The organism is Micromonospora sp. NBC_00858 (assembly GCF_045207365.1).
Classification (GTDB): Bacteria; Actinomycetota; Actinomycetes; order Mycobacteriales; family Micromonosporaceae; genus Micromonospora.
The window spans coordinates 6,251,736-6,277,342 of sequence record NZ_CP108828.1; the positions used below are offsets into that span (position 1 = coordinate 6,251,736).

Consider the following 25,607-nt stretch of genomic DNA (forward strand, 5'->3'; position numbering starts at 1 on the left):
CCGAAGCGACCGGCCGATCGGGCGCCGGCCGGCTCGGGGGACCGGTCAGAGACCCAGATCGCGCGCGATGATCATGCGCTGCACCTCGCTGGTGCCCTCGCCGATCTCCAGGATCTTGGAGTCCCGCCAGAACCGGGCCACCGGGTACTCGTTCATGAAGCCGTAGCCGCCGTGAATCTGGGTCGCCTCCCGGGCGTTGTCCACCGCGATCGTGCTGGCGTGCAGCTTGGCGATGGCGGCCTGCCGCTTGAACGGCTCGCCGGCCAGCATCCGGGCGGCGGCGTCGTAGTAGGCCAGCCGGGCGGTGTGCGCCTTCAACTCCATGTCGGCGATCTTGAACTGGATCGCCTGGTTGGCGCCGATCGGCCGGCCGAAGGCGTGCCGCTCCTTGGCGTATTTGATCGACTCGTCGACGCAGCCCTGGGCGAGGCCGACGGCCAGCGCGGCGATGGCGATCCGGCCCTCGTCGAGAATCTGCAGGAACTGGGCGAAGCCCCGGCCCCGCTCGCCGAGCAGGTTGGCGACCGGCACCCGGCAGTCGTCGAAGGTCAGCTCGTGGGTGTCCGAGGCGGTCCAGCCCACCTTGGAGTAACCCGGCGCCACGGTGAAGCCCGGCGTACCGGTGGGCACGATGATGGTCGACAGCTCCTTCGAGCCGTCCGGGTTCGTGCCGGTCACCGCCGTGACGGTGACCAGGGCCGTGATGTCGGTGCCCGAGTTGGTGATGAACGCCTTCGAGCCGTTGATCACCCAGTGGTCACCGTCCAGCACCGCCCGCGTCTGGGTGCCGGCGGCGTCCGACCCGGTGCCCGGCTCGGTCAGCCCGAAACCGGCCAGCGCCTCGCCGCTGAGCAGCTTCGGCAGCCAGGTCGCGCGCTGCTCGTCGGTGCCGAACCGGTAGATCGGCATCACGCCGAGCGAGACCGCCGCCTCCAGCGTGATCGCCACGCTGGAGTCGACCCGGGCCAACTCCTCCAGGGCGAGGCAGAGCGCGAAGTAGTCGCCGCCCATGCCGCCGTGCTCCTCGCCGAAGGGCAGGCCGAACAGGCCCATCTTGCCCATCTGCCGGATCACCTCGTACGGGAAGGTGTGCTGCTCGTAGTGCTCGGCGATGACCGGTGCGACCACCTCGCGGGCGAAGTCCCGCACGCTTTCCCGCAGCGCCGTTTGTTCGTCGGTGAGCCGGAAGTCCATCTCATCCTCCTGTGTGGACGGGGCCGCCGGGCGCTCGTGACGCCGGGACGGTTCGCTGTGGCCGTTCGGTCGGTCGTCGGGTCAGACCGGGGTGACGCCGTGCCGGCGCCGGGAGAACTGCCGATCCTTGGTACGCGCCGCGGCGAACCGGCGGACCAGCTCGGTACGCAGGTCCTGCGGCTCGACGATGGCGTCCACCACCAGCTCGCTGGCGAGCCGGACGACGTCGATGTCCTGCTCGTACTCGGCGCGCTTCGCGGCCACGAAGGCGGCCCGCTCGTCCGCGTCCGGGATGGCGGCGATCTTGTTGGCGTAGACCGCGTTCACCGCGGCCTCGGCCCCCATCACCGCGATCTTCGCGCTGGGCAGCGCGATGGTGGCGTCCGGCTCGAACCCGGGCCCGGCCATCGCGTAGAGGCCGGCGCCGTACGCCTTACGGACCACCACGCAGATCTTCGGCACGGTCGCCTCGGAGATCGCGGTGATCATCTTCGCGCCGTGCCGGATGATGCCCTGCTTCTCCACGGCGCTGCCCACCATGAAGCCGGGCACGTCGCTGAGGAAGAGCAGCGGCACGTTGAACGCGTCGCAGAGCTGCACGAACCGGGTCGCCTTGTCGGCCGAGTCGACGAAGAGCACGCCGCCCTTGAACATCGAGTTGTTGCCGACCACGCCGACGACCTCGCCGTTCAGCCGGCCGAAGCCGATGGTCAGCTCCTTGGCCCAGAGCGCCTGAATCTCGAAGAAGGAACCCTCGTCGAGCAGGCCCTTGACGTACCGCCGCATGTCGAACGCCTGCCGCTCGCTGGCCGGCACCAGCGCGGCTAGGTCGGCCTTCGCGGGCGCGGCCACCGCCTCGGCGGCCGGCGGCGCCTGGGTCCAGTTGGCTGGCAGGTACGACAGGTAGCGGCGCACCACGTCGAGCGCGTCGGCCTCGGTCTGGCAGAGGAAGTGCCCCACGCCGGACTCGGCGGTGTGCACCTTGGCCCCGCCCATCGCCTCCAGGGTGGTCTTCTCGCCGGTGACCATCTCGACCATCCGGTCGGAGCCGAGGTACATGCTGGCGTTGCCCTCGACCATGGCCACCACGTCGCAGAACGCCGGGATGTACGCCCCACCGGCGGCGCTCGGGCCGAAAAGCGCGCACACCTGCGGGATCGAGCCCGAAGCGCGAACCTGGTTCCAGAAGATCTTGCCGGCGCCGCGCCGACCGGGGAAGAGGTCGACCTGGTCGGTGATCCGGGCGCCAGCCGAGTCGACCAGGTAGACCATCGGCACGCTGGCGCCGTACGCCCGCTCGATGATCCGGATGATCTTCTCGACCGTGCGGGCGCCCCAACTGCCGGCCTTGACGGTGGAGTCGTTGGCCATCAGGCAGACCTGCCGGCCGTCGATGGTGGCGGTGCCGGTGACCACGCCGTCGGCGGGCAGCCCGTCGGCAAGTGCGTTGGCGTAGAGGCCGTCCTCGACGAAGGAGCCCTCGTCGACCAGGAGCGCGACCCGCTCCCGGGCGAAGAGCTTGCCCTTGGCGGCGTTCGCCGCGTGGTACTTCTCCGCGCCGCCGGCCCGCACGCGCTTGCGGAGCTGCTCCAGCGCCTCACCGTCGAGCGTCACGCTGACTCCCTCGCCGCATTGAACTGAACGATCGTTAGGCTATCGCATCCGTGCGACGCTCGGCGACCCGCTGGGCGGATCGGACGGCGAGGCCACCTCCCGGCCGCGCCTTCAAAAGAATCATTGAAGTACATGGATGTATGTCGCTAGGCTCCTGACACCCCCTCCTCCCGGATTGGAGTCAGCGATGACCTCACGACTCAATCGGCTCGCGGTCGCGTTGCTCGCGACGGCACTCACCACCCTCGGCGTCACGGTCGCCAACCCGTCGCCCGCGTCCGCCGCCATGACCATCTGCTACAACACCAGCCAGGCGGGAAGCTACGCCAGCACCGCCAACCAGGCCGCCTCGATCTGGAACAACGCCACGTCGAACCTGACGCTCTCGGCGAACTGCGGCTCCAACCTCCGGATCTACCGGATCACCGGCGGCGGCTCGTACGCCGTCCGGACCAGCCTCGGCAACGGCCGGGTCTACATCGACACCCAGCAGGCCGCGCAGTACAGCGTGCTGCGGATCATGACCCACGAGATCGGGCACATCCTCGGCCTGCCGGACAACTACAACGGGAACTGCTCGCTCCTGATGTCCGGCGGCAGCGCCGGCACCAGCTGCACCAACCCGTACCCGAGCACCGCCGAGGCGAACCGGGTGACCAACCTCTTCGCCGGCACCTTCGCCACCGAGCGCAGCACGGACCGCGCCGGAGCGGACATCTTCCGCGACAGCTGGCCGAGCGTGCTCACCCCGGTGGGCTGATCGACCGGACACGACGGAGGGGCCGGCACGATGCCGGCCCCTCCCCGCGTTCCTGAACGGTCAGCTCGGCATCGGCGTCAGTCGGGTACGGGGGCCGGCGCGCAGCACCCCGGACGGGAGCTTCTTGCCCAGCAGGTGCTCGGCCAACTCGGCCGCCTCGATCAGGGCGGCCAGGTCGATGCCGGTGTCGATGCCCATGTCGTGCAGCATGTGCACGGCCTCCTCGGTGGCCAGGTTGCCGCTGGCCCCCGGGGCGTACGGGCAGCCGCCCAGGCCGCCCACGCTGGCGTCGAACTCGGTCACCCCCAACTCCAGCGCGGTGAGCAGGTTGGCCAACGCGGTACCCCTGGTGTTGTGGAAGTGCAGCAGCACCGGCACGTGCGCGTTGCGGTCGCGTACCGCGGTCAGCAGCTCGCGGACCCGGCGCGGAGTGCCCATGCCGGTGGTGTCACCGAACGCCACCCGGTCCGCGCCGTCGCGGACCACCCGGTCCACGATGCCGGCCACCCGCTCCGGGTCGATGTCTCCCTCGTACGGGCAGCCGAAGCTGGTCGCCACGATCACCTCGACCCGCGCGGAGGCTCCGTGCAGCAGGTCGATCAACTCGGCGATGTCGTCCAGTGACTCGTCCGTGGTCCGGTTGACGTTGCGTCGGTTGTGCGTGTCGCTGGCCGAGACCACCACCTCGATCTCGGTGAACCCGGCGGCGAGTGCCCGCTGGGCGCCCCGGGTGTTCGGCACCAGAGCCGAGTAGCGCACCCCGTCGGCCCGCACCGCCCGCTGCCACACCTCGTCGGCGTCGGCCATTTGTGGGATCGCCTTCGGGTGCACGAACGACACCGCCTCGATCCGGCGTACGCCGGTGCCGGAGAGCGCGTCGAGCAGGCGCACCTTGGCGTCGGTCGGGATCGGGTCCTCGTTCTGCAGCCCGTCCCGTGGCCCAACCTCGCGAATGGAGACGAAATCCGGCAGGTCCGCCATAAGGGGTCACCTCACTGTGACGTCGTGCTGTGCTGAAGTTCCCCCAGCATGCCACTCCCGCCACCACCGGCGTTGATCAAGAGGTTTGCGTCATCCGTGGCCGGGATCCTGACGCAAACCTCTTGATCAACAGGATCGGGGGTCAGCGCATGCGGGAGACGATGCCGGTGTCGTAGGCGCCGGAGAGGAACTCCTCGTTCTCCAGGAGCTCTTTGAAGAAGGGGAGGTTGTTCTTCGGGCCCTCGATCTGGAAGGCGGCCACGGCCGTGCGGGCGCGGGCGATCGCCTGCTCGCGGGTGTCGCCGCTGACGATCAACTTGGCCATCAGGCTGTCGTAGAACGGGGTGACCGTGTTGCCTTCGGTGTAGCCGGAGTCCACCCGGACCCCTTCACCGGCGGGTTCCACCCAGGTCCGGACCACACCCGGCCCGGGCAGGAAGCGCTTCGGGTCCTCGGCGTTGATCCGCATCTCGATGGCGTGCCCGCGCGGGGTCAGCGCGTCCGGGTCGAAGGTCGGCGCCAGCCCCGACGCCACCCGCAACTGCTCCTCGACCAGGTCGACGCCGTAGACGTACTCGGTCACCGGGTGCTCCACCTGCAGCCGCGTGTTCATCTCCAGGAAGAAAAACTCATCGGAATCGGGCACAGCGCCAGCAGCGTCCCGCTGGTGCGGGACCAACAGGCATTCCACCGTGCCGGCGTTGCGGTAGCCGACCGCCTCACCGGCGCGCACCGCGGCCGCCAGGAAACGCTCACGCAGCTCCGGCGAGACCGCCGGGGACGGAGACTCCTCGACCAGCTTCTGGTTGCGCCGCTGCACCGAGCACTCCCGCTCGCCGAGCGCCACCACCCGGCCGTCGGCCAGGCCGAGGATCTGCACCTCGACGTGGCGCACCCGGGGGAAGTACCGCTCGATCAGCACCGAACCATCGCCGAACATCCGCTCGGCGAACGCACGCACCTTGTCGTACTCGGTGCGCAGCGCGGCCTCGTCGACGGCCACACCCATGCCCATGCCGCCGCCACCGGCGGCGGCCTTGACCATCACCGGGTAACCGATCTCGCTGGCGGCGGCCACCGCCGTGTCCAGGTCGGCGGCCGGGTCGGTGGTGCCAGGCGCGACCGGAACGCCGGCCGCCGCCATCAGGTTCCGAGCGTTGATCTTGTCGCCCATCGCGGTGATCGCGTCCGCGCCGGGACCGACCCAGATCAGACCGCTCGACTCGACGGTACGGGCGAACTCGGCGTTCTCCGACAGGAAGCCGTAGCCGGGGTGGATGGCCTGCGCACCGGTCGCCTTCGCGGCGGCGAGGATCGCCTCGGTGTTGCGGTAGCTCTGCGCCGGGTTCGGCGGACCGATGAGGACCGCCTCGTCCGCCTCGGCGACGAACGGCAGGTGGGCATCGGCCTCCGAGTACACCGCGATCGCGCGAATACCGAGCCGCTTGGCGGTCCGGATGATCCGGCGGGCGATCTCGCCCCGATTGGCGACCAGCAGTGACTCGATCATGTTTCCTCCCAGCGTCCAGGGGTTGGGACGGTAGTCAGGGAACCACGACCGGTGCCTTACTGACGAGTCGGCTCAGGCGAGCAGCGCGGCCAGGGTGGCGTCGCGCAGCAGCTCGGCGCGGCGTCGGCGGTCCACCTCGCCACCGAGGAACGGCGTCGAGTTCATCAGGCCGAACGCGGCGTGCGCCAGCACCCGCGCCTCCCCGTCGGGCATGCCGGGGTGCAGCGCGGTGAGCACCGTCACCCACTCCTCGACGTAGAGCCGTTGCAGCCGGCGGATCCGTCGCCGCGGCTCGTCGGGCAGGCGGTCCAGCTCGTGTAGATGCAACGCGATCACCGCCGGGTTGGCCAGCGCGAACTCGACGTGAAAGTCGATCAGCGACTCCAGCGCAGCTCGCGGGTCATCCGGGTGCCCGGCGGCGCGCTCCCGCCCACCGGCCAGCAGCCCGTCGCTGACCGGGATCAACGCGGCGGCCAGCATCGCCTCCTTGCCGGCGAAGTGGTGGTAGAGCGCCGGACCGGTGACCCCCGCCGCCGCGCCGATGTCGTCCATCGACACACCGTGATAGCCGCGGGCGGCGAACAGGCCGACCGCGATCTCCAGGATCTCGTCCTTGCGGGACCGACGCCGGCCCGCACCCGCCGCACCCCGTGCCTGCTGCTCCACCGTCACCGGGCAAGCCTAGACCGCGATCTGCCTCCGGTGGAGCGGTGGTTACCGCTCGGTTACTCACACCTCCGGTGCGGTTGCCCCCTCCCCGACCTGCTCGCAAGGGGCGGCCCGCCGGCGGGGTCAGTCGTCCGGGTCGACGTTGTGCTCCGTCCGCAGCGCCGTGGCCTCCTCAGGCCGACCGATCAGGTCCAGCGCACGGGCCAGCAGCCAGGCCGTCTGGCGGACCGGCCGGGAGTCGGCCGGAAGCCCGCCGAGCACCCGGCGCAGCAGCGGCTCCGCCTCGGCCGGACGGTCCAGACGCAGCAACAGCTCACCGACGAGGATCTCCACCTGCGTGGCCTCCCCGAACGCCTCGATCGACCGCAACCGGTCGGGCACCCCGGTGAGCCGGTCCAGCGCGTCGTCCAGTCGATCATCCTCGGTCAGCACCCGCGCCCCGGCCTCGGCCGCCATCGCCAGCTCGTACGTCACCGGTGGCGACTGCTCCGGCTGCCCGGCCAACGTCGCCGCCAACCCGTCCACCACCTCGATGGCGCGTACCGCCTCCGGAATGTCATAGGACCAGAACCAGGCGTACGCCTCCCGCCGGCGCGCCCGCAGCTCGTCAAGCGGCAGGTCGGCCAGTCCGTACGCCGTCGCGGCGGTGGCGAACCGCTCGGCGGCCACCGCGTCCTGGTTGGCGTCGTAGAGGATCCCGCCCGCCTCCTCCAGCACCTGCGCGCGGAGCGGGAGGTTGTCCGGGCCGTCCAGGTTGCCGGCCAACTGCTCCAGCAGGGCCAGCGCCGGATCGATCTCGCCGAGCCCGGCGTAGACACCGGCCAGCATGTGCCGGCAGCGGTCCGCCTGCGCCTGGGCGCCGAGCCGGTCCAGACCGAGAACAGCCTCCTCGGCGACCTCGGCCGCCTCGCCGAGCCGGCCCACCATCCGGTACGCGTTCGCCAACTCCCAGCGCAGGAAGGCGTCCCCCTCCGCACCCCGCTCCACGCAGAGCGTCACCGCCTCGACGAAGTCGTCCACCGCGTCGGCGGCCCGACCGGTGGCGAGCAGCGCGCGCGCCCGGGCGACCCGGACCGGCAGCTCCGCGTCCGCCGGCGCCACCCGCAGCGCCTCGTCGCAGGCGGTCACCGCCTCGGCCGGGTCGTCCACCGTCCTGGCGTACGTCAGGCAGCCTGCCGTGACCAGCTCGCCGACGCCCAGCTCACGGCCGATCCGGCGGGCCTCGTCGGCGGCCGCGCCTGCCTCCGTCAAGCGATCGAGCTGCTCCAACAGGTGTGCCCGGTGCAACGCGATCCGGGCCGCCAGGTGCCGGTCGCCACCCGCATCGGCTGGCGCCCGGTCGAGCGCGGCGAGCGCGTCCGCCCACCGTTCCCGATGCAGCAGCGCCAGCGCCACCCGGTCGTGCCCGGCGGCCCGCTGCCGGGCGTCGCCGAGCTGGTCCAACGCCTCGGCGGCCGCAAGCACCAGCGTCAGCCCTTCCTCGGCGCCCTCGTCGGCCCGGGTCAACAGCACGCCGAGCCGCCCGGCAACCACCTGGGCGGGCAACTCCTCGGCCGCTTCCCGGTACAGGTCCAGTGCCGCCCGGTTCATCTCGATCGCACCGTCGATGTCGTCCTGGTCGCCACGCTCGGCCGCCCGCAACGCCATCCGGTGGGCGACCGTGCGCGGTGCCAGGTCGGCGGCGCTGAACCCGTCGTCGTAGGCCACCAGCGCCGCCCGGAACGTGGCCCGATCGTGCCGGCCCCAGCTCTCCTCGGCGAGGTCCAGCAGTTCGTCCGCTCCGGCATCGGCGGGCAGGGTCACCGTCGGCTCGCTGGCACCGGCCCGTGGCCGGCCGCCACGGTCGGCCACGGTCGGTGCGGCACCCTGGTCGAGCGGGACCGCCGGCTCGGCCCCAGCCGGGCGGGTCGGGCGGTCGGGGCGACGACGGACGCTCGCGGAGAGCGGCAGGTGCTCGCCCTCCGGCCGCACGGCGATCCGCCGGGCGATCCACTCCGACTGGTGGGTGGTGCCGTTGCGGGCGTCGAAGCGGGCGGCCAGCCCGGTCGCGGTCTCCGCCAACTCGTCGGCGAGCGCCGACACCGGCACCTCCCCGGCCGGCTGGCCCTCGGCGGCCCGTCGGTACACGGTCGACGCGCCGACCCGACCGGCCTGGCGCAGGGCGGCGGCAGCGGTCGCCGCGAAGTGCATCGCGGCGGCCGGCGACGGTGGCCGGTCCAACCAGTCCAGGTGCCGCTCGACCAGCTCCACCGCCCGCGCCTCGTTGCCGGTCAGCGTGCAGAACTCGATGTGGTCGCCGATGTCCCACAGGTCGGCGAGGTTGCTGCGCAGCCGTCGGTACGCCTCCCGGTGCGCGTCCCGCGCCGACTCACCCCGCCCGATACGCACGTACGGCAGGAGCAGCGCGGTGAGGATCGCCTGCGGCTGCTCGCTGCAGGTGAGCCGACCGGCGAGCACCGGCTCGGCGAGCGCCACCGCCTCGGCGTCCCGCCCGGCGTCGGCGAGGTAGGCCACCTGGCTCGTCGGGTCACAGCCGGCACAGTCGGAGAGCTCGTCGCGTGGGGTGGTCTGCCAGAGCCGGTACCAGTGCGCGGCAGCCTCGGCGTCGCCCACGTGGGAGGCGACCCGGAACCGGTGCTTGTGGACGGCCTGCAGGCTGTGCCCACCAGCCCGATAGCGCCGTTCCATGTCGTCCAGCACCGCGTACGTGCGGTCCAGCGGCACCTCCGGGAACTTCAGCAGACCGGACACCATTGACTTGAAGTGCCAGAGCAGCTGGTGCATGTGGCGCTGGTGATAGGGCTGCGGGTCCCGGTCGAACTCGGCCAGACACCAGGAGAAGGTCACGAAGGACTTCGCCGATTCGCCGCCGTAGATGTACCCGGTGGTGGCCTCCATTCGGGTGGCGAAGGCGAGGTGCCGGTCGTCGGAGGCGTCCGCCCGACGCAGCAGCTGCTCCAGCGCGGCGATCTGCCCCGCCCCGTGCGGCATGTCGCCGATGCCGCGCAGCACCCGCCACAGATCCTCGTCGCCCATGCTCACACCTGTCCCGGCACGGCCCGGCCGAGCAGGCCGAGGAAGGAATCGTTCAGCAGCGCGGCGTCGGCCGCACGGATCGGATGGTGGCCGAGCAGCAACGCCTGCCCGTACAGCGCCTCGACGGCGAGCCCGACCAGCTCCGGGTCGGTCAGCGTGGTGACGCGGCGGACCAGCGGGTTGCGGTGGTTGAGCACCAACTGCGGGCGGTCCGGCGGGGCGGTGGCGGCGAGCGCGTCGAGCACCCCGCCCCACAGCTCGTCGGCCCGGTCCCGGCTGGCCGCGAGCTGGTCGTTGAACGCCGCGGACCGGCTGACCAGGTAGAGCGCCGGCAGCGAGACCGGGTCGTACGCCCGGATGACCACCTCGCAGCCGGAACGCTCGACGGCCCGCTGCGCGGCGGTGAGGAACGGCCGTAGCGCCAGCTCCACCTGCGGGTCGAGGCCTTCGAAGCGGGTGGTGAGGTCGCTCGGCTCCAGCCGCTCGATCAGCACCGCGCGGTCCACCACCGGCAGCCGCTCGATCAGCTCGGTGTCGTACGTGTAGCCGGCGTTGACCACCGCCAGGTCCTGAGCGGCGGCAACGGCGGCGAGCTGGCGGAACTCGTCGAGGCTCGCCGCGTAGCGGAGCACCCCGTAGCGCTCCCGGAACTCGGCGAGGGTGAGCGTGCCGACGTTGCTGTCCATCGGCCACCACCGGTCGACCAGCCGGAGCATCTCGTCGTCGTGCAACGCCAGCGCCTTCACGCCGAGGTGGTGCACCTGGAGGAACTCGGCCAACCGGTGCGGGTCGTGCCGCGCCAGCCGGACCAGCCAGCCGCGTACCTGGTCGCCGAGCGCCTCCCGGGTCTCGGTCAGCAGGGTGTCCTCGTAGAGGGCCTCCCGGCTGGCGGTGGGGCGCAGCTCGCTGGCGTCCACCACGCAGTGCGCGAAGAACGCCCAGTCCGGCAGCAGCCCGTCGGCGTTCTCGGTGAGCAGCATCCGCTTGAGGTACACCCGGTGCCCGGCTCGGGCCGCCGGGTTCACCGGGGTGGGCAGGATGACAGCGACACCGGTCAACCCGGCCTCCGGTACGGCCAGCGGCAGCACGTCGAACGGGTCGACGCCGAGCGTCTCCCGGGCGTACCTGATCAGCGCCGCGCGGTCGACCGGTGCTCCCGGCGTGGTCGGCCACGGCGGTTCGCCGGTGGTGGTGACCACGTCGCCGACCCGGACGGTGACCGGCAGCAGCGACCCGAAGAGCCGCGCCAGGTCGGTGACGGTCGGCGTGGTGAGCCACTGGTCGGCGTCGCGGCGGGGCACCAGCGTGACGGTGGTGCCCGGCTCGGCGCGGGCGGCCTCCGGTGGCGCCACCGTCACTGCGTAGCGACCGTCGGCGTACCCGGTCCAGCGGACCGTGGGGTGCTCGCCGTGCCGGGTGAGCACCTGGATCTCGTCGGCCACCAGGAAGCAGGAGAGCAGGCCGATGCCGAACTGCCCGAGGAACTCGTGCCGGGAGAAGCCCAGCTCGTCCCGCTTGGAGCTGCGGCCGATGGTGGCCAGCAGCTCGTGCACCTGCGCCTCGGTCAGGCCGATGCCGGTGTCGTGCACCCGCAGCGTGCCGTCGCCGGTGATGTCCGGCGGCTCGATGCGGACCAGCGCGGGCGCGTCCGGCTCGGCGGCACGCCGGGCGGTGATCGCGTCCACCGCGTTCTGCAGCAGCTCGCGGACGTAGACCCGCGGGCTGCCGTAGAGGTGATGACTGAGCAGATCGACCACGCCACGGAGGTCGACCTGGAAGGTGTGGTCCACGCCTGAGTTCTCCCCGGTCCGGATGCCGGCGCCCACCGTACCGATGATCACCGACGAGCGCGTCCCCCTTTCGCCCGGCGGCTTGACTCTCGACCCGGTCGAACCCGCACGGTCACCGGCATGACCTCCTCCGCTCTCGGTCGGGACTTCCGGCTGCTCTGGTCCGCCGCCGTCTCCTCCCGGCTCGGCGACGCGCTGCGGACGCCGGCGCTGGCGCTGCTGGCCGCGACGCTCACCCGCGACCCCCGGATCATCGCGGCGGTCACCGTGGCCGGGCAGCTACCGCCGCTGCTCTTCGGCCTGCTCGGCGGCGTGTACGCGGACCGCTGGGACCGGCGGCGGACGATGGCCCTGGTGGACGGGGTACGCGCGGCCGTGGTGGGGGTGCTGGCCGTGGCGGTCGCCCTCGACCGGGCCGGCATCCTGGTGCTGCTGGTGGCCGCGTTCCTCCTCGCCGCGCTGGGCACCCTCTTCGACTCCGCCTCGTTCGCGCTGCTCCCCGCACTGGTGCCTCCGGCGGCGCTACCCCGGGCGAACGGCCGGCTCCAGGCGGGTACCGCGGTGGCCGGCGGTTTCCTCGGCGCGCCCGCCGCCGGCGTGCTCTTCGCCGTCGCCCCCGCCCTCCCGTTCACCATCGACGCCGTCACCTTCGCCGTGGCCGCCCTGCTCGTGCTGGCCCTCACCCCAACATCCGCTCCCCGCTTGGCGACGGGAGCGCGTCGCGGGTCGGTGTGGGGCGAGATCGTCGAGGGGCTGCGGTGGCTTCGCGCGCACCGGACACTGTGGCGGGTCACCCTGTTGGCGGCGGCGTGCAACCTGGCGATCAGCGGCGTGCTGGCGGTGCTGGTGCTCTACGCGCTGGACGTGTTGCGGGTGCCGCCGTCCGGGTACGGGCTGTTCGCCGCCAGTGCGATTCTCGGCGGCGTGGCAGGGGCGCTCGGGGCGGGTCGGCTCGCCGCCCGGTTCGGCACGGTGCCCGCGCTGTGCGCGGTGCTCGCCGCGCAGACCGTCGCGTTGACCGGGTTCGCGCTGGCTCGGCATCCGGTGCCGGGCGCGTTCGCGTTGGCCGTCTTCGCCGCCGGCACCGTGGTGTGGAACAGCCTGTGCGCGTCGTACGGGCAGCGGCACGTGCCGGCCGGGCTGCTCGGTCGAGTGGGTGCCGCCCAGCGGATGGTCGGGCTGCTCACCGCACCGGTCGGCGCGGCGCTCGCCGGGCTGGTCGCCGCGGCGTACGGAACGGTGCCGGTGGCGGGTGCGGCGGCCGGTACGTTCGCGCTGGTCACACTCGCGGCGTGGTGGACACTGCGGCCGGTGCCGCCGGCTGACGCACCCACCAGCGGCGGGACAGCAGCCCGCCCAGCGCCGCACCCGTCGCGTTGAGCAGCACGTCGTCCACCGAGGAGACGCGGCCGAGGTCCAGCGCGTACTGGAGGGACTCGACCAGCAGCGAACCGGCCGCGCCGAGCAGAAAGAGCCGACCGACGCTGGTCAGCGCGGCGAGGCGTACCGGGGCGAAGAAGCCCAGGGCGGCGAAGACCAGCAGGTTGCCGACCACCTGCACCACCGCAGTCGTCGGCGGTCCGGTCAGCAGGTCGGCCAGGTCGCGCAGCGGCACCGGGTTGACCTGCCGTGGCGTGTCGCGCGGGGTGAGGATCATCCACACCCAGGGCAGGGTGCCGGCGACCGCGCCCACCTCGGCGATGCTGCGTCGCCACGCCTGACCGGCCGGCGCGGCCCGGCGCAGCCGGGCGAGGGCGGCGGTGACCAGGACCAACAGCGGCAGCCCGGCCAGCACGGCGCGCAGGACATCGCCCCAGTCCCGCCAGACCTGACCCACGGGCGCAGCCTAGCCCGGCGTCCGTTCCCGGTGGGACAGCCCGGACAGGCGCAGCGCGATCCGCCGACGGGCCGGCGGCACGACACCGAGAAGCCGGAGCAGCACGTCACGGACCGGCCGGCGGGCCGGGGAGAGGGTGGCCAGCCGGGTCAGCCCGGCGGCGAAGCTCAGCACGTCCTCCGCCATCGGGCGCTGCCGGGCGGTGTAGTCGTCGAGCAGCGTCTCCGGGCCGCCGTCCAGCACGTCGGCCAGCGCGGTGCCGAGGGCCACCGCGTCGCAGATGCCGAGGTTCATGCCCTGCCCGCCGGCAGGGCTGTGCACGTGTCCGGCGTCGCCGGCCAGCAGCACCGGCCCGGACCGGAAGGTGTCGGCGATCCGGTGGTGCACCCGGAACCGGGAACCCCAGAGCACCTCGGTGACCCGGTCGGGTCGCCGCGCCGGGCCGCGCTCGTCGAGCAGTGCCTGGAGGTAGGCCGGATCCGGCTCGGCCGGGGCCGTCGGCACGGCGGCGACCAGCCGGACCACCCCGTCCGGGAGCGGCGCCCAGATCAGCGGCCCGGAGCGGGCGAGGAAGAGCGCCGCCTCGTCGCGAGGCAGGCTGCTGTGCACCCGGATGTCGGCGAGCACAAAGGACTCCTCGTCGCTCGGGCCGGTGAAGCCGATACCGGCCAACCGCCGGACCGTGCTGTGCAGGCCGTCCGCGCCGACCACGAACCGGGCGCGCAGCGCCTCCCCGTCGATCTGCGCGAGCACCCCGTGGCCGTTCCGGCTCAGGCCGGTCAGCCGGCACGGCCGTCGCACCCGGACGCCGAGGTCGGCCAACTGCTCGGTGAGCACCGCCTCGGTGACCGCCTGGGAGACCATCAGCGCGTAGGGAAAACGGGACGGCAATTGGTGGAACGGCACCGACAGCAGCACCCGGTCCCGGTCCCGGACGGTGAAGCGCGGCGCTCGCACCCCCTGGGCCACCAACGGCGCCGCGGCGCCGATCCGGTCCAGCACCTCCAGGGTGTACGCGTGCACGACGGCCGCGCGGGAGGTCGACGGAGGCTCGGCCAGCTGGTCCAGCACGGTCACCTCGACCCCGCGTCGGGCCAGCGTCAGCGCGGTGGCGAGACCGGTGGGGCCGGCGCCCACCACCAGAACGTCCGTACTCGTGGGCAGCATGGCCACCTCCGGAACGATCGTTGCCAACAGATGTTGGCAAACACTTGTTGGCAACGTTAGGTCGCCGCTCATTGTGAGTCAACAGTCGTTGGCATACGGTCGTTGACATGACAGCGCCCGCCCGCCCGACCCCTCCCCGCCGCTCGGACGCCACCCGGGCGGCGATCCTGCGGGCCGCTCGCGAACGGTTCGCCGCCGATGGGTACGAACGCGCCACGATCCGGGCCATCGCCGCCGACGCCCGGATCGACCCGTCGATGGTGATGCGCTACTACGGCAACAAGGAGGGGCTGTTCGCGGCGGCGGCCGAGTTCGACCTACGCCTGCCCGACCTGACCGCCGTGCCGCTCGGGCAACTGGGCGAGACGTTGATCCGGCATTTCCTCACCCGGTGGGAGGGCGACGAGACGCTGACGGCTCTACTCCGTACCGCCAGCACCAATCCGGGCGCGGCCGAGCGCATGCGCGACATCTTCGCCAGCCAGCTCATCGCGACCGTGGCCACCTTCGGCACCGACCCGGCAACCACCGCGCGCCGGGCCGGCCTGGTGGCCAGCCAGATCCTCGGCCTCGCCTTCACCCGCTACATCGTCCGCCTGCCGCCCATGGTGGACATGGATCCGGATGAGCTGGTTTCCTGGATCGCACCGACCCTCCAGCGCTACCTGACCGGGCTGCCGGAGAACTGACCCAACCTTTTCCCCCTCCCCGTGCGTCTGGCAGGTGACGCGGGAACGCGACGGCCGGGAGGTGGGCGGATGGGACCGGCGGCGGACGACGGACGCGAGGGTTACCTCGCCTTCGTGGAGAGCCACCAGCACCGGCTGCTGCGTGCGGCCTACCTGATCTGCGGCAACCAGCACCAGGCCGAGGACCTCCTCCAGGACGCGCTGCTGAAGCTGGCACTGCGCTGGACCTCGGTACGCGACGGCGACCCCGCCGCGTACGTGCGAACAATCCTCTACCGGGACGCGGTGTCGTGGTGGCGTCGCAGGCGTCGGGAATGGCTCAGCGCCGCACCGCCGGAGCAGGTGGCGCCCGACCGCGACGGCACGCTGCGGCTGACGATGCACCACGCGCTGGGCCAGTTGCCACCCCGGCAGCGGGCCGTGCTGGTACTGCGTTACTACGAGGACCTGACCGAGGTCGCCACCGCCGAAGCGCTCGGGGTGACCGTCGGCACCGTGAAGAGCCAGTGCCACGCGGCGCTGCGCCGGCTCCGCGAGGTGGCCCCGGACCTGGCTCGGGACGCCCGCTCGGGCGAGGTCCCGGCTGCTCCCGGAGACCTGGCCACCGGCCTGGAGGTGAACCCGTGAACGAGCAGGACCTACGTCAACTGCTGACCGTCAGCGTCGAGGACGTCCGGCCCAGCCACCCCGCGGTGGCCGGCTGGGAGCGGGCCCGGCGTACCCGGCGTACCCGACGGTCCGTCGGCGCGGCGGCCCTGGCCGTGGCGCTGATCGGTGGCGGCACGGTGGCCGCGATGCGACCGCCCGCCGATTCGCCGCCGGACCACTCGGTGGCGCCGACCGTCGTGCCCAGCCACGCCGGGCCGGTGGTGCGCGCCCCCGCCGAGCTGACCTTTCCGCGTGATCCGCTGTCCCGGCTCGGTGACCCGGCGACCGTGCCGCTCTCCGCCCGGCCGGTCCAACGGGCACTGGCGCTGTTCCAGCCGATCGACTTCGAGGAGTACCGCGCGGACGGCCCCGTCCGGGTGCTCGGGGACGACGGCGTGGTGCGCAGTCTCGACGTGGTGACTCCGGCGCCCACCCGGGACGAGGGCGGCAACCAGGCGCCCGCCCTGAAGTCGGGAGTGCTGTCGCCGGACGGCCGGTCAGCCGCATTCGCGCAGACCAACGAGCTGATCATGGTCGACCTCACCACGGCGACCGTGCGCCGCATCCCGCTTCAGGGCTACCTGGAACTGGTGGTCTGGGCGAACGACCGGGTGTTGGTCGGCGGCGACGACCGGACGTACGCGGTGGACCGGGTCTCCGGCGCGGCCAGCGAGCTCGACGTCTCGCTCTGGGACCTGGTCGCGCCCGACCCGGCGGCCGGCCGCGAGGCGGCGCTGGTCGAGGTGAGCGGCATGCGGGACAACCTGATCCTGCGCAGCCGGACCGCCCGCGAGGGCACGATCCGCTCCGAACAGAAGGTAACCGGTGCCGCGCTGCCGGCGCCGTACCAGGTCAACGAGTTCTACGGCCGGGGTTGGCTGCACGGCGAACGTCTGGCCCGCTCGGCGTGGATCACCAGCAGCGAGATCGACGGTGCCGAGGGGGTGGCCGTACTGGACGCTCGGACCGGTGCGGTGGCCCACGTGCTCGACCTGGGCCGGGACCGGTGGAAGGGCTGCTGCGAGGTGCTGGGCTGGGACAACCGCGGTGCCGTCCTGCTCCGCCTGCAACCGGGCGGCCTGGTGCGCTGGCACCCGGAGACCGGCGAGGTCACCGGCGTGGTCCGCGACCTGACCGGCATGGTGGCGCTGGCCGGCTGAACCCCGTCCCCGCGCAACCGGATGGTCGCGCGGGGACAGGTGCTCAGGGGTCAGGCGGCAGTGCCGGTCAGGCGGCGAGGCCGCCGGGCTGGTCGCCCTTTGCGACGGGAGCCCGGACCAGGTTGCCCCACTCGGTCCACGAGCCGTCGTAGTTGCGCACCTGCGGGTAGCCCAGCAGGTGCCGCAGCACGAACCAGGTGTGGCTGGACCGCTCGCCGATCCGGCAGTACGCGATCACGTCGTCGTCCGGGCTGAGCCCGAGCTGGTCGGCGTAGATCGCGCGCAGCTCGTCGGAGGACTTGAACGTGCCGTCCTCGTTGGCGGCGGACTTCCACGGCTTGTTGACCGCACCCGGGATGTGCCCGCCGCGCAGCGCGCCCTCCTGCGGGTAGTCCGGCATGTGCAGCATCTCGCCGGTGTACTCGCCCGGGGACCGGACGTCGACCAGCGGCCGACCCACGGCGATGTGCGCCATCACCTGCTCGCGGAACGCCCGCAGCGGCGTGTCGTCGCGCAGCGGCACCGGGTAGTCGGCGCGGGGGCGGGCCGGCTTGTCACGGGTCACCTCGCGCCCCTCGGCGATCCACTTCTGCCGGCCGCCGTCGAGCAGCCGCACGTCGGCGTGGCCGAAGAGGGAGAACACCCAGAGGGCGTACGCGCCCCACCAGTTGAAGTTGTCTCCGTAGAAGACCACCGTGTCGCCCCGGCCGATGCCCTTGGCGGCGCACATCTCAGCGAAGCTCGTGGCTTCCAGGTAGTCCCGGGTCACCTGGTCGTTCAGGTCCAGGTGCCAGTCGACCTTGACGGCACCGGGGATGTGACCCGATTCGTAGAGCAGTACGTCCTCGTCGGACTCGACCACCACGAGGCCCTCGTCGCCCAGGTGCTCGGCCAGCCACTCGGTGGTGACCAGCCGCTGCGGGTCCGCGTACGACTGGAGGCGGGGATCAGGATCGCTCGGCACAGACATGATCCCCAAGTTACGCCGCGATTCGACCTGGCGGCCGGCCATCGGGGATCGGGAGCTGCGGATGTGGCGGGGGGCACGTCACGGTGGTCAGGCGCGACGGTGGGCGATCCGACCGGCGACCACAGTGACCAGGCAGGCACCGTCGGCGTCATGGACCGCCAGGTCGGCGCGCCGGCCCGGGTTCAGCGCCGACGGGACGGGAGCGGGCAGCACCGCCAGGTCGCTCCGGTCGACGGCCGCCCGTAGCGCCGGGTCGGCGAGATGCTCGGCCAGCACCGCCGTCACTCCTCGCCGCAGCAACGCGTACACCCGCTCGCGCGGGGTGGGCGCCGCCGGCAGCGGGCCATCGTGCAGCAGCCCCGGGCCCAGCGTGCCGGGCCAGCGGCGGACCCGCGCCCCGGCGTACGCCCCGCTCAACTCGGAGAGCGGACCGACGGCCTCGACGCGGTCGCCGCTGACCACCACGGCGTGGTCCGGCACCGGCTCGCCGTCGGGGGTGAGCCGCAGCAGCGGCGCGGTGTGCAGGGTGAGCACGCTCAGTCGACGATCGGCCCGAGCAGCGGGCGCTTGGCGGTGACGGTGTCGCCGGAGGAGCGGCCGGTCAGCCGCCGCTTGATCCACGGGGCCAGGTGCTGACCGGCCCAGCGCAGGTCGGCCGCACGGGCGGCGAGCCACGGCGACGGCGCCGGGTGCGGCGGGACCAGGAGCCACTCCTCGTCGCAGCCCACCCCGAGTGCGTTCAGCACCTGCCCGGCGACCCGCCGGTGCCCGGCAGCGGAGAGGTGCAGCCGGTCGGTGCTCCAGAGCATCGGGTTGAGGAAGGTGTCGTCGGCGTACAGGTCGACCAGGATGGCGCCGTGCCGCTCGGCGGTCTCACCGACTGCCTGGTTGAGCAGCTCCACCCGGGGGGCCACGAGGCGTTGCCCGGGCAGCCGGGCCATCACGTCGGCGAACCGGAAGAGCAGCACGTCCGCGCCGCCCGAGCGCAGCTGCCGGACCACGTCGTCGAAGCGGGCGACCAGTGCGTCCGGGTCGAAGGTGCGGCGCAGCACGTCGTTGCCACCGGCCGCGAAGCTGATCAGGTCGGGTTTCATCGCCACGGCGGCGGGCACCTGCTCGGCGACCACACCGGGGAAGAGCCGACCCCGGATGGCCAGGTTGGCGTAGCGGAAGTCGGGACCCGCCTCGGCGGCGAGCCGGGTCGCCACCAGATCCGCCCAACCCCGGTAGGTGCCGTCCGGGTAGGCGTCGTCCATACCCTCGGTGAAGCTGTCCCCGACCGCGACATAACTGCGCCAGCGCACCCGCGCCTCCCTCACGCCACCCGTTGCCTGCGGCGACCAGTCTGTCACCGGGGGCGCGGCGGGCGGTGCCCCGATTTGGACGACGTGGCGGAGGTCATTGGTCACACACGGGGTGGCCCGTCCCCGTGGTACGGGCCACCCCACGCAACCCGGCGGTCAGTCGAGCGCGTTGATGATCTGCATGTCCCGGGGGCTCGCCGGCTCCGGCCGCTCGCCGACCCGACAGTCGTGCCGCGCACGGGACCGAATTGGATCGCCGACCCGGCGCGACGGCTCTAGGCTGCGCGAATGCTGCTACGCATGTCGACCCTGCTGCTGCGAACCCTGCGCGAGGACCCGGCCGACGCGGAGGTGCCGAGCCACCGGCTGCTGCTGCGCGCCGGCTACATCCGTCGCGCCGCACCGGGCGGGTACACGTGGCTGCCGCTGGGCAAGCTGGTGCTGGACCGGATCACCGAGGTGGTACGCGGCGAGCTGATCGCGATCGGCGACCAGGAGGTGCACTTCCCGGCGCTGCTGCCGGCGGAGCCGTACCGGACCAGTGGCCGGTGGGCGGAGTACGGCGACGACATCTTCACCCTCGCCGACCGGCGCGGCGCCGAGCATCTGTTGGCGCCCACCCACGAGGAGATGGCGGCGCTGCTGGTCAAGGACCTGTTCACCTCGTACCGGGATTTCCCGGTGACGCTGTTCCAGGTGCAGACGAAGTTCCGGGACGAGGCGCGGCCGCGGGCCGGTCTGCTGCGCGGCCGGGAGTTCCTGATGAAGGACGCGTACTCCTTCGACCTGGACGAGGAGGGGCTGCGGGACGCGTACGGACGGCACCGGGCGGCGTACCGGCGGATCTTCGACCGGCTGGGGCTGGACTACACGGTGGTGCACGCGATGTCCGGGGCGATGGGCGGCTCGGCGTCGGAGGAGTTCCTGGCCGCGACGCCGGTCGGCGAGGACACCTTCGTCGGCTGCACCGCCTGCGACTATGCGGCGAACACCGAGGCGGTCATCACCCGGGCGCCCGCCGCCGGCGATCCGGCCGCGCAGCCGTCCGTCGAGGTGCACGACACGCCCGAAACCCCGACGATCGCCAGCCTGGTGGAGCTGGCCAACGCCCGCCGACTGGGCGGCCGGGACGGCTGGACCGCCGCCGACACCCTGAAGAACGTCGTGCTGAGCGTGCGCCAGCCGGGCGCGGAGCGGGCCGAGCCGCTGGTGGTGGGGCTGCCGGGTGACCGGGAGGTCGACCTGAAGCGGGTCGGCGCCGCGCTGCACCCGGCCCAGGTGGCCGTCTTCGAGGAGTGGGCCGAGCATCCGGAGCTGGTTCGCGGGTACATCGGGCCGCAGTTGCTCGACAAGCTGGGCATCCGCTACCTGGTCGATCCGCGGGTGGTGCCCGGCTCTGCCTGGTTGACCGGGGCGAACGAGCCCGGCCGGCACGCGACGGACGTGGTCTGCGGACGGGACTTCACGCCCGACGGCACGATCGAGGCGGCCGACGTACGGGCCGGCGACCCCTGCCCCGACTGCGACCGCGGCGAGCTGACCATCCGGCGAGGCATCGAGATCGGGCACATCTTCCAGCTCGGCCGCCGATTCACCAACGCGTTCGCGGTCGACGTGCTCGGCCCGGCGGGCAAGCCGGTCCGGCCGACCATGGGCTGCTACGGCATCGGGGTGTCCCGGGCGGTCGCGGCGATCGCCGAGCAGCACCACGACGACCGGGGGCTGGTCTGGCCGGCGGCGGTCGCGCCGTGCGACGTACACCTGATCGTGGCGGGCAAGGGACCGCAACTCGACGCGGCGCTGGAGCTCGGCGGGCGGCTCGACGCCGCCGGCCTGCGGGTGCTGGTCGACGATCGGACGCACGTCTCGGCCGGGGTCAAGTTCACCGACGCCGAGCTGATCGGCATCCCGCGCGCCGTCGTGGTCGGACGCCGACTGGCCGACGGGTACGTCGAGTTGCGCGAGCGGTCCGGCGACGGGCGCACCGAGATGCACGTGGACGGTCTGGTGGAACGACTGGTCCACGAGGTACGCCGCGAACGTGGGAACCTGGTGTAGCGACCGCGTCACGGGGTACCGCAGTTCGATCGGTGAAAACGTCTTCGGAGGCTCTCATGACCAGTTACCGGGTCAGCGACGTGATGACCAAGCAGGTCGTGTACCTGTCGGCGGAGACCACCCTGGACGAGGCGGCCAGGGTGATGAAGGAGGCGGACATCGGCGACGTGGTGGTCACCGACGGCGCCAGCCTCGCCGGCATGCTCACCGACCGGGACATCGTGGTCCGGGCGGTGGCCGAGAACCGCTCGCCGACTGCCACCACCATCGGCTCGATCGTCACCCGCGAGGTGGTCATGATCGAGCAGCACTGCACGGCCGGCGAGGCGGCGACGCTGATGCGCGACCGGGGCATCCGGCGAGTGCTGGTCTGCGACACCGACCGCAAGCTGGTCGGGATCGTCTCGCTCGGCGACCTGGCCATGCAGCTCGACCCCACCAGCGCCCTCAGCGAGATCAGCGAGCAGTCTCCCACCGTCTGAACCGCAAACAAGGGTCCCTTCTGATCGCCTCGGGTAGCGGGAAGGGGCCCTTACCAACGGCGGTAGCCTCGACACATGGCTGACATGCCGGCCCGACTGGCCGAGATCGTCGACGAATTCGCCGCCGCGCCGCGCGACCTGGTGCTGGAGATGCTGCTCGAGTACGCCGACGTCATCCCGCCGCTCCCGGTCGACGCCGTCGAGCGCGAGGGCATGGAGCAGGTGCCGGAGTGCCAGACGGCGTTCTTCCTGCGTGCCCGGGTGACGCCGGAAAAGACCGTCGAGACGCTGTTCGACTGCCCGCCAGAGGCGCCGACCACCCGGGCGTTCGCCGGGATTCTCGCCGAAGGGCTGGCCGGCGCGAGCGCCGAGGAGGTGCTGGCCGTGCCGGACGACCTCTACCAGCGGATGGGGCTGGCACAGGCGATCAGCCCGCTGCGGATACGCGGTGGCACCGCGATCCTGGGCCGGCTCAAGCGGCAGGTCCGGGAACAACTCGGCTGAGCTGGGAGTTGGCACCGATCATGGAGATCGAGATCTACGCGGACGTCGTCTGCCCGTGGTGCTACATCGGCAAGCGCCGGCTGGAGGAGGCCCTCGCCAGCTACGACGGCGAGGTGACCGTCCGCTACCGGCCGTTCCAGCTCGATCCGTCGCCGGTGTCCGGGCCTCGTCCGCTGCTGGAGGCCATGGCCGCCAGGTTCGGCGGTGCGGAGCGGGCGCGGCAGATGTTCGCCCACGTGACCGAGGTCGCGGCGGGTGACGGGCTGCGGCTGGACTTCGACCGTGCGGTGACCGCGAACACCTTCGAGGCGCACCGGCTGGTCTCCTACGCCACCGACCACGGCCTGGCGGCCGAGATGGTCGAGGCGCTCTACCAGGCGTACTTCACCCAGGGCGTCGACGTCGGCTCCCGGGACGCGCTGGCCACGGTGGCCGGCGGAATCGGCCTGGACGTCGCCGACGTGCGCCGGTTCCTCGACTCCGACCAGCGGACCGCAGACGTCACCGCCGCGTTGGCCGCCGCCCGGGACCTGGGCATCACCAGCGTGCCGACCTTCGTGCTGGCCGGAAAGTACGCGGTCAGCGGCGCCCAGGAGACGCAGACGCTGCTCGCTGCGCTCGCCGAGGTCGAGCAGCGCGAATCGGCGGCGCACTCGCACTGATCAGGCCGCGACCGACCACGGCACCCCGGCATCGACCGACGTGATGTTTCACGTGCAACAGCATCGATGTCGATGCCCGGTCAGGCCGGCCTGGCCAGGCCCTCCACCACCTGCGCTCCGGGCAGCGCACCCAGCGCCGGCCCGGGCAGCGCGATCTTGCTGTGCCGTACGCCGGAACCGATGATCACGTGCGGTGTGGCGATCACCCGCGCGTCAACCAGGATCGGCCACTGCGCCGGCAGCCCGATCGGGGTTATTCCGCCGTACTCCATGCCGGTCAACTCGACCGCGTCGTCCATCGGGGCGAAGCTCGCCTTGCGAACATCCAACGCCCGGCGGGCCACCCCGTTCACGTCGGCCCGGGTGGTGGCCAGGACGATGCAGGCCGCGTAGCGGACCACACCCTCGCGCTTGCCGGCCACCACGACGCAGTTTGCCGACACGTCCAACCCCACCTCGTACGCCGCGCAGAAGGCGGCGGTGTCGGCGAGGTCGGCGTCGATCGGCGCGACCAGCACGTCGTCGACGTCCACCGGCGCGTCGGCCGGCCACTCGGAGATGGCCGTCGCCACCGGCGGGGCGAGCAGGTCGAGGCGGGCACGGGCCGGTTCGGTCTTCAGCGTTCCCATCACGGGTGCGATCCTCGCACCCGCCACGCCCGAACCGCTTGGCGACTCCCGAGCCGGCACGCGGACCACCCGTCCGTGCCGAACCGACCGGCGGCTCAGCTACCGGCGAGGAACGCGTTCTCGCGCAGGAAGGTGCGGTCACGGGAAGCGGCCAGTTCCTCGGCCCGCAGGGCCTTGGCCCGCTGCAACTCCAGGTCCTCCAGCGCATGCCGGACGCCCAGCCGGATCACGCCGTAGAGGAAGACGAAACCGGCGACGTAGAGAATGACGGTGATAACGACAGCGAACATGGCGTCACCGTAAGGCGAATGTGAACCCGGTTTCCTCTCATCTCTGCCGGGGTCCCCCGTACGTGTCAGCGAGGTGGTCGGCCCAGGTGCGAACGCCCCGGGGCAGCGCCTCGGTGACCAGGCCACCCGCGCGCAGCTCGCGGCCGAGGCGGCCGGGGATTCGCACCGGTAGCAACGGTCGGCGTGCACTCCGGGCCTGCCGCCAGGCGTGGACCGCCTCGTCAAAGCGGAGCACCTGCGGCCCGCCGTACTCCTCGATCGAGCCCAGCGGGCCGGCGACCAGCCGGGCCGCCAACCGGGCCGCCACCTCGGCCGGGTCGACCGGCTGGGCGAGCACCGCCCGGTCCCCGATCACCGGCCCCAGCCGCGCGCTGGCGGTCAGCATGTCGTCCAGGAACTGCGGGAACTGGGTGGCCCGCAGCACCGACCAGGGCACCTGGCCGGCCGCGATCACCTGCTCGGCGGCGAGTTTGTGCCGGTAGTACGGGATCGGCACCCGGTCCACTCCGACGATCGAGGTGTAGACCAGGTGCTGGACGCCCGCCGCGCCGGCCGCGACCACCAGCCGACGGGTGCCGAGCACGTCCACCTGGTAGGTCTGCCGGCCCCGGGGCGAGGAGGCCAGGTGCAGCACCGCATCCATCCCGGCGACCGCCTCGGTCAGCCCGTCCCCGGTGGCCAGGTCGGTCACCACCCATTCCACCGCGGAGCCGGTACGCGGCCGCCTGCTGGTGGCCCGGACGCTGACCCCGTCGTCGCGTAGCCGGGCCAGCACCGCGTGGCCCAGGTGGCCGCCCGCCCCGGTGACCAGAACCCTCATCCCGTCCTCCCGTCCCGCCGCGAACCGCGGCATACGCCGGCCCACCGATCCGTCCGACGCCCGGTCCGCGCCGCCTCTGGGCCCACCCGGTGATGACGGCACCCCGGGCAGACCCGTGACCGGTTGTGCGGCGGCTCACCCCGAGCGAGCCAGGTCCAGCACGGTCAGTAGCGCGAAGAACCCGATCAGCACCTCGTTGACCACCCAGGCGTGCCCCTCGGCCCACTCACGCATCCGGGCCAGCACCCTCGCGGCGCGATGCCCGAGCACCAGCAACGCCAGTAGCGGCAGGGCCAGCAAGGTCACCGTGAGCAGCACGAACGGCAGTAGATGCCACCACGGCAGGTTGTGCCGGGCCACGCTCGCCCCGACGGCGGCCATGGTCAGGTCGTCGGTGGGCGTCACCACGAAGAGCAGCGCGCCCAGCCGCAGCGCCCGGCCCGGGTCGGCGTGCCCGATCCTCCCCAGCCACCGCGGCGGCCCGGACCGGTGCCGACGCAGCCAGACCACCATGGCCAGGATGAGCAGCAGGGCGAGCACCACCAGGTCGACGGCCGGGCCGTGATCGACCCGGCCGGCGACGGCGCTGGCGTCGGTGGCCACGCCGCCCACCAACCGGGTGAGCAACCAGCTCACGGTCACCCCGACGGCAACCACCAGCCCGGCACCGGCGAGGAAGCCCAGCGACGCCGCGCGGGGCCGGTCGGACGAGGCGAGAAAGACCGCTACGACCAACTGGGTCCCGGCGACCATCACCACGGCCAGTGGCAGGACGGCAAGGAAACTCATCGCCCGCCATCCTCCCGGCCGACCGGGGCCAGGCGCCGCCGAAC

The 25,607-nt window shown here is 72.5% G+C and carries 25 protein-coding genes; 9 read left to right on the forward strand and 16 right to left on the reverse strand.

All coding sequences use genetic code 11. The features are described 5' to 3' along the window. Positions 1–45: 45 nt before the first annotated feature. Entirely contained in the window at positions 46–1,194 is a 1,149-nt protein-coding gene (locus tag OG990_RS29250; protein WP_406077816.1) for an acyl-CoA dehydrogenase family protein, read from the reverse strand. Between the two features lie 81 nt (positions 1,195–1,275). After that, complete coding sequence (locus OG990_RS29255) at positions 1,276–2,808, reverse strand: acyl-CoA carboxylase subunit beta (protein WP_328422107.1); 1,533 nt, start codon at positions 2,806–2,808, stop codon at positions 1,276–1,278. 187 nt (positions 2,809–2,995) lie between these two features. Between OG990_RS29255 and OG990_RS29260 the strand changes: the two genes are divergently transcribed. Continuing rightward, positions 2,996–3,568 carry a snapalysin family zinc-dependent metalloprotease gene (locus OG990_RS29260; RefSeq protein WP_386986122.1) on the forward strand — a complete coding sequence of 191 codons (573 nt, stop codon included), beginning with the start codon at positions 2,996–2,998 and terminating at the stop codon, positions 3,566–3,568. A 60-nt stretch (positions 3,569–3,628) separates the two neighbouring features. Here the strand turns inward: OG990_RS29260 and OG990_RS29265 are convergent, their stop codons facing one another. The 5 genes from OG990_RS29265 to OG990_RS29285 all read right to left on the reverse strand — a co-directional run bounded on the left by OG990_RS29265 (position 3,629) and on the right by OG990_RS29285 (position 11,554). Then, positions 3,629–4,549 (reverse strand): hydroxymethylglutaryl-CoA lyase, encoded by a 921-nt coding sequence (locus tag OG990_RS29265; protein WP_386986125.1) that lies wholly within the window; start codon positions 4,547–4,549, stop codon positions 3,629–3,631. Positions 4,550–4,691: 142 nt separating this feature from the next. After that, a complete protein-coding gene (locus OG990_RS29270; protein ID WP_406077817.1) occupies positions 4,692–6,059 on the reverse strand; it encodes an acetyl/propionyl/methylcrotonyl-CoA carboxylase subunit alpha in 1,368 nt (455 codons plus the stop codon). A gap of 72 nt (positions 6,060–6,131) precedes the next feature. Then, on the reverse strand, positions 6,132–6,731 hold the full coding sequence (locus OG990_RS29275) for a TetR/AcrR family transcriptional regulator (protein ID WP_328422099.1): 600 nt from the start codon (positions 6,729–6,731) through the stop codon (positions 6,132–6,134). A 120-nt stretch (positions 6,732–6,851) separates the two neighbouring features. Then, positions 6,852–9,764 (reverse strand): hypothetical protein, encoded by a 2,913-nt coding sequence (locus tag OG990_RS29280; RefSeq protein WP_406077818.1) that lies wholly within the window; start codon positions 9,762–9,764, stop codon positions 6,852–6,854. Between the two features lie 2 nt (positions 9,765–9,766). Further along, entirely contained in the window at positions 9,767–11,554 is a 1,788-nt protein-coding gene (locus OG990_RS29285) for an HSP90 family protein (RefSeq protein WP_406081931.1), read from the reverse strand. Positions 11,555–11,674: 120 nt separating this feature from the next. Here OG990_RS29285 and OG990_RS29290 point away from each other — a divergent pair, with 120 nt between their 5' ends. Further along, on the forward strand, positions 11,675–12,934 hold the full coding sequence (locus OG990_RS29290; RefSeq protein ID WP_406077819.1) for an MFS transporter: 1,260 nt from the start codon (positions 11,675–11,677) through the stop codon (positions 12,932–12,934). On the opposite strand, the gene OG990_RS29295 is transcribed toward OG990_RS29290, so the two are convergent. Together OG990_RS29295 and OG990_RS29300 are read right to left on the reverse strand one after the other, a co-directional pair. Continuing rightward, positions 12,834–13,391: a VanZ family protein gene (locus tag OG990_RS29295; protein ID WP_406077820.1), complete on the reverse strand. Its 558-nt coding sequence runs from the start codon at positions 13,389–13,391 to the stop codon at positions 12,834–12,836. The two genes, OG990_RS29290 and OG990_RS29295, sit on opposite strands and share 101 nt — an antisense overlap. A 9-nt stretch (positions 13,392–13,400) precedes the next feature. Further along, a complete protein-coding gene (locus tag OG990_RS29300) occupies positions 13,401–14,585 on the reverse strand; it encodes an FAD-dependent oxidoreductase (RefSeq protein ID WP_406077821.1) in 1,185 nt (394 codons plus the stop codon). Positions 14,586–14,665: 80 nt separating this feature from the next. Here OG990_RS29300 and OG990_RS29305 point away from each other — a divergent pair, with 80 nt between their 5' ends. From OG990_RS29305 to OG990_RS29315, 3 genes are all read left to right on the forward strand, one after another. Continuing rightward, positions 14,666–15,247 (forward strand): TetR family transcriptional regulator, encoded by a 582-nt coding sequence (locus tag OG990_RS29305; protein ID WP_406077823.1) that lies wholly within the window; start codon positions 14,666–14,668, stop codon positions 15,245–15,247. 69 nt (positions 15,248–15,316) lie between these two features. Beyond that, positions 15,317–15,874: a SigE family RNA polymerase sigma factor gene (locus tag OG990_RS29310; protein WP_328422086.1), complete on the forward strand. Its 558-nt coding sequence runs from the start codon at positions 15,317–15,319 to the stop codon at positions 15,872–15,874. Next, entirely contained in the window at positions 15,871–17,055 is a 1,185-nt protein-coding gene (locus OG990_RS29315; protein WP_406077824.1) for a hypothetical protein, read from the forward strand. The genes OG990_RS29310 and OG990_RS29315 overlap by 4 nt, the downstream gene beginning before the upstream one ends. 67 nt (positions 17,056–17,122) lie before the next feature. Here the strand turns inward: OG990_RS29315 and OG990_RS29320 are convergent, their stop codons facing one another. From OG990_RS29320 to OG990_RS29330, 3 genes are all read right to left on the reverse strand, one after another. After that, on the reverse strand, positions 17,123–18,025 hold the full coding sequence (locus OG990_RS29320) for a sulfurtransferase (RefSeq protein ID WP_406077825.1): 903 nt from the start codon (positions 18,023–18,025) through the stop codon (positions 17,123–17,125). An 87-nt stretch (positions 18,026–18,112) separates the two neighbouring features. After that, the gene (locus OG990_RS29325) at positions 18,113–18,559 is read right to left on the reverse strand and encodes a hypothetical protein (RefSeq protein ID WP_406077826.1); all 447 of its coding nucleotides are present in this window, start codon (positions 18,557–18,559) and stop codon (positions 18,113–18,115) included. 2 nt (positions 18,560–18,561) lie between these two features. After that, positions 18,562–19,329 carry an SGNH/GDSL hydrolase family protein gene (locus OG990_RS29330; RefSeq protein WP_328422078.1) on the reverse strand — a complete coding sequence of 256 codons (768 nt, stop codon included), beginning with the start codon at positions 19,327–19,329 and terminating at the stop codon, positions 18,562–18,564. Positions 19,330–19,617: 288 nt separating this feature from the next. On the opposite strand from OG990_RS29330, the gene OG990_RS29335 reads away from it, so the two are divergent. The 4 genes from OG990_RS29335 to OG990_RS29350 all read left to right on the forward strand — a co-directional run bounded on the left by OG990_RS29335 (position 19,618) and on the right by OG990_RS29350 (position 23,035). Then, the gene (locus OG990_RS29335) at positions 19,618–21,387 is read left to right on the forward strand and encodes a proline--tRNA ligase (protein WP_406077827.1); all 1,770 of its coding nucleotides are present in this window, start codon (positions 19,618–19,620) and stop codon (positions 21,385–21,387) included. 56 nt (positions 21,388–21,443) lie between these two features. Then, positions 21,444–21,869, forward strand: coding sequence for a CBS domain-containing protein (locus tag OG990_RS29340; RefSeq protein ID WP_328422074.1), 426 nt, complete (start codon positions 21,444–21,446; stop codon positions 21,867–21,869). Between the two features lie 75 nt (positions 21,870–21,944). Next, positions 21,945–22,373 (forward strand): SufE family protein, encoded by a 429-nt coding sequence (locus OG990_RS29345; protein WP_355601099.1) that lies wholly within the window; start codon positions 21,945–21,947, stop codon positions 22,371–22,373. Between the two features lie 20 nt (positions 22,374–22,393). Next, entirely contained in the window at positions 22,394–23,035 is a 642-nt protein-coding gene (locus OG990_RS29350) for a DsbA family protein (protein ID WP_406077828.1), read from the forward strand. Between the two features lie 80 nt (positions 23,036–23,115). On the opposite strand, the gene OG990_RS29355 is transcribed toward OG990_RS29350, so the two are convergent. From OG990_RS29355 to OG990_RS29370, 4 genes are all read right to left on the reverse strand, one after another. Further along, the gene (locus OG990_RS29355) at positions 23,116–23,664 is read right to left on the reverse strand and encodes a YbaK/EbsC family protein (protein WP_328426197.1); all 549 of its coding nucleotides are present in this window, start codon (positions 23,662–23,664) and stop codon (positions 23,116–23,118) included. A 95-nt stretch (positions 23,665–23,759) separates the two neighbouring features. After that, entirely contained in the window at positions 23,760–23,954 is a 195-nt protein-coding gene (locus OG990_RS29360) for a hypothetical protein (protein WP_328422068.1), read from the reverse strand. A gap of 37 nt (positions 23,955–23,991) precedes the next feature. Beyond that, entirely contained in the window at positions 23,992–24,774 is a 783-nt protein-coding gene (locus OG990_RS29365; RefSeq protein ID WP_406077829.1) for an SDR family oxidoreductase, read from the reverse strand. A 135-nt stretch (positions 24,775–24,909) separates the two neighbouring features. Next, on the reverse strand, positions 24,910–25,563 hold the full coding sequence (locus OG990_RS29370) for a GAP family protein (protein ID WP_406077830.1): 654 nt from the start codon (positions 25,561–25,563) through the stop codon (positions 24,910–24,912). Positions 25,564–25,607 lie beyond the last annotated feature (44 nt).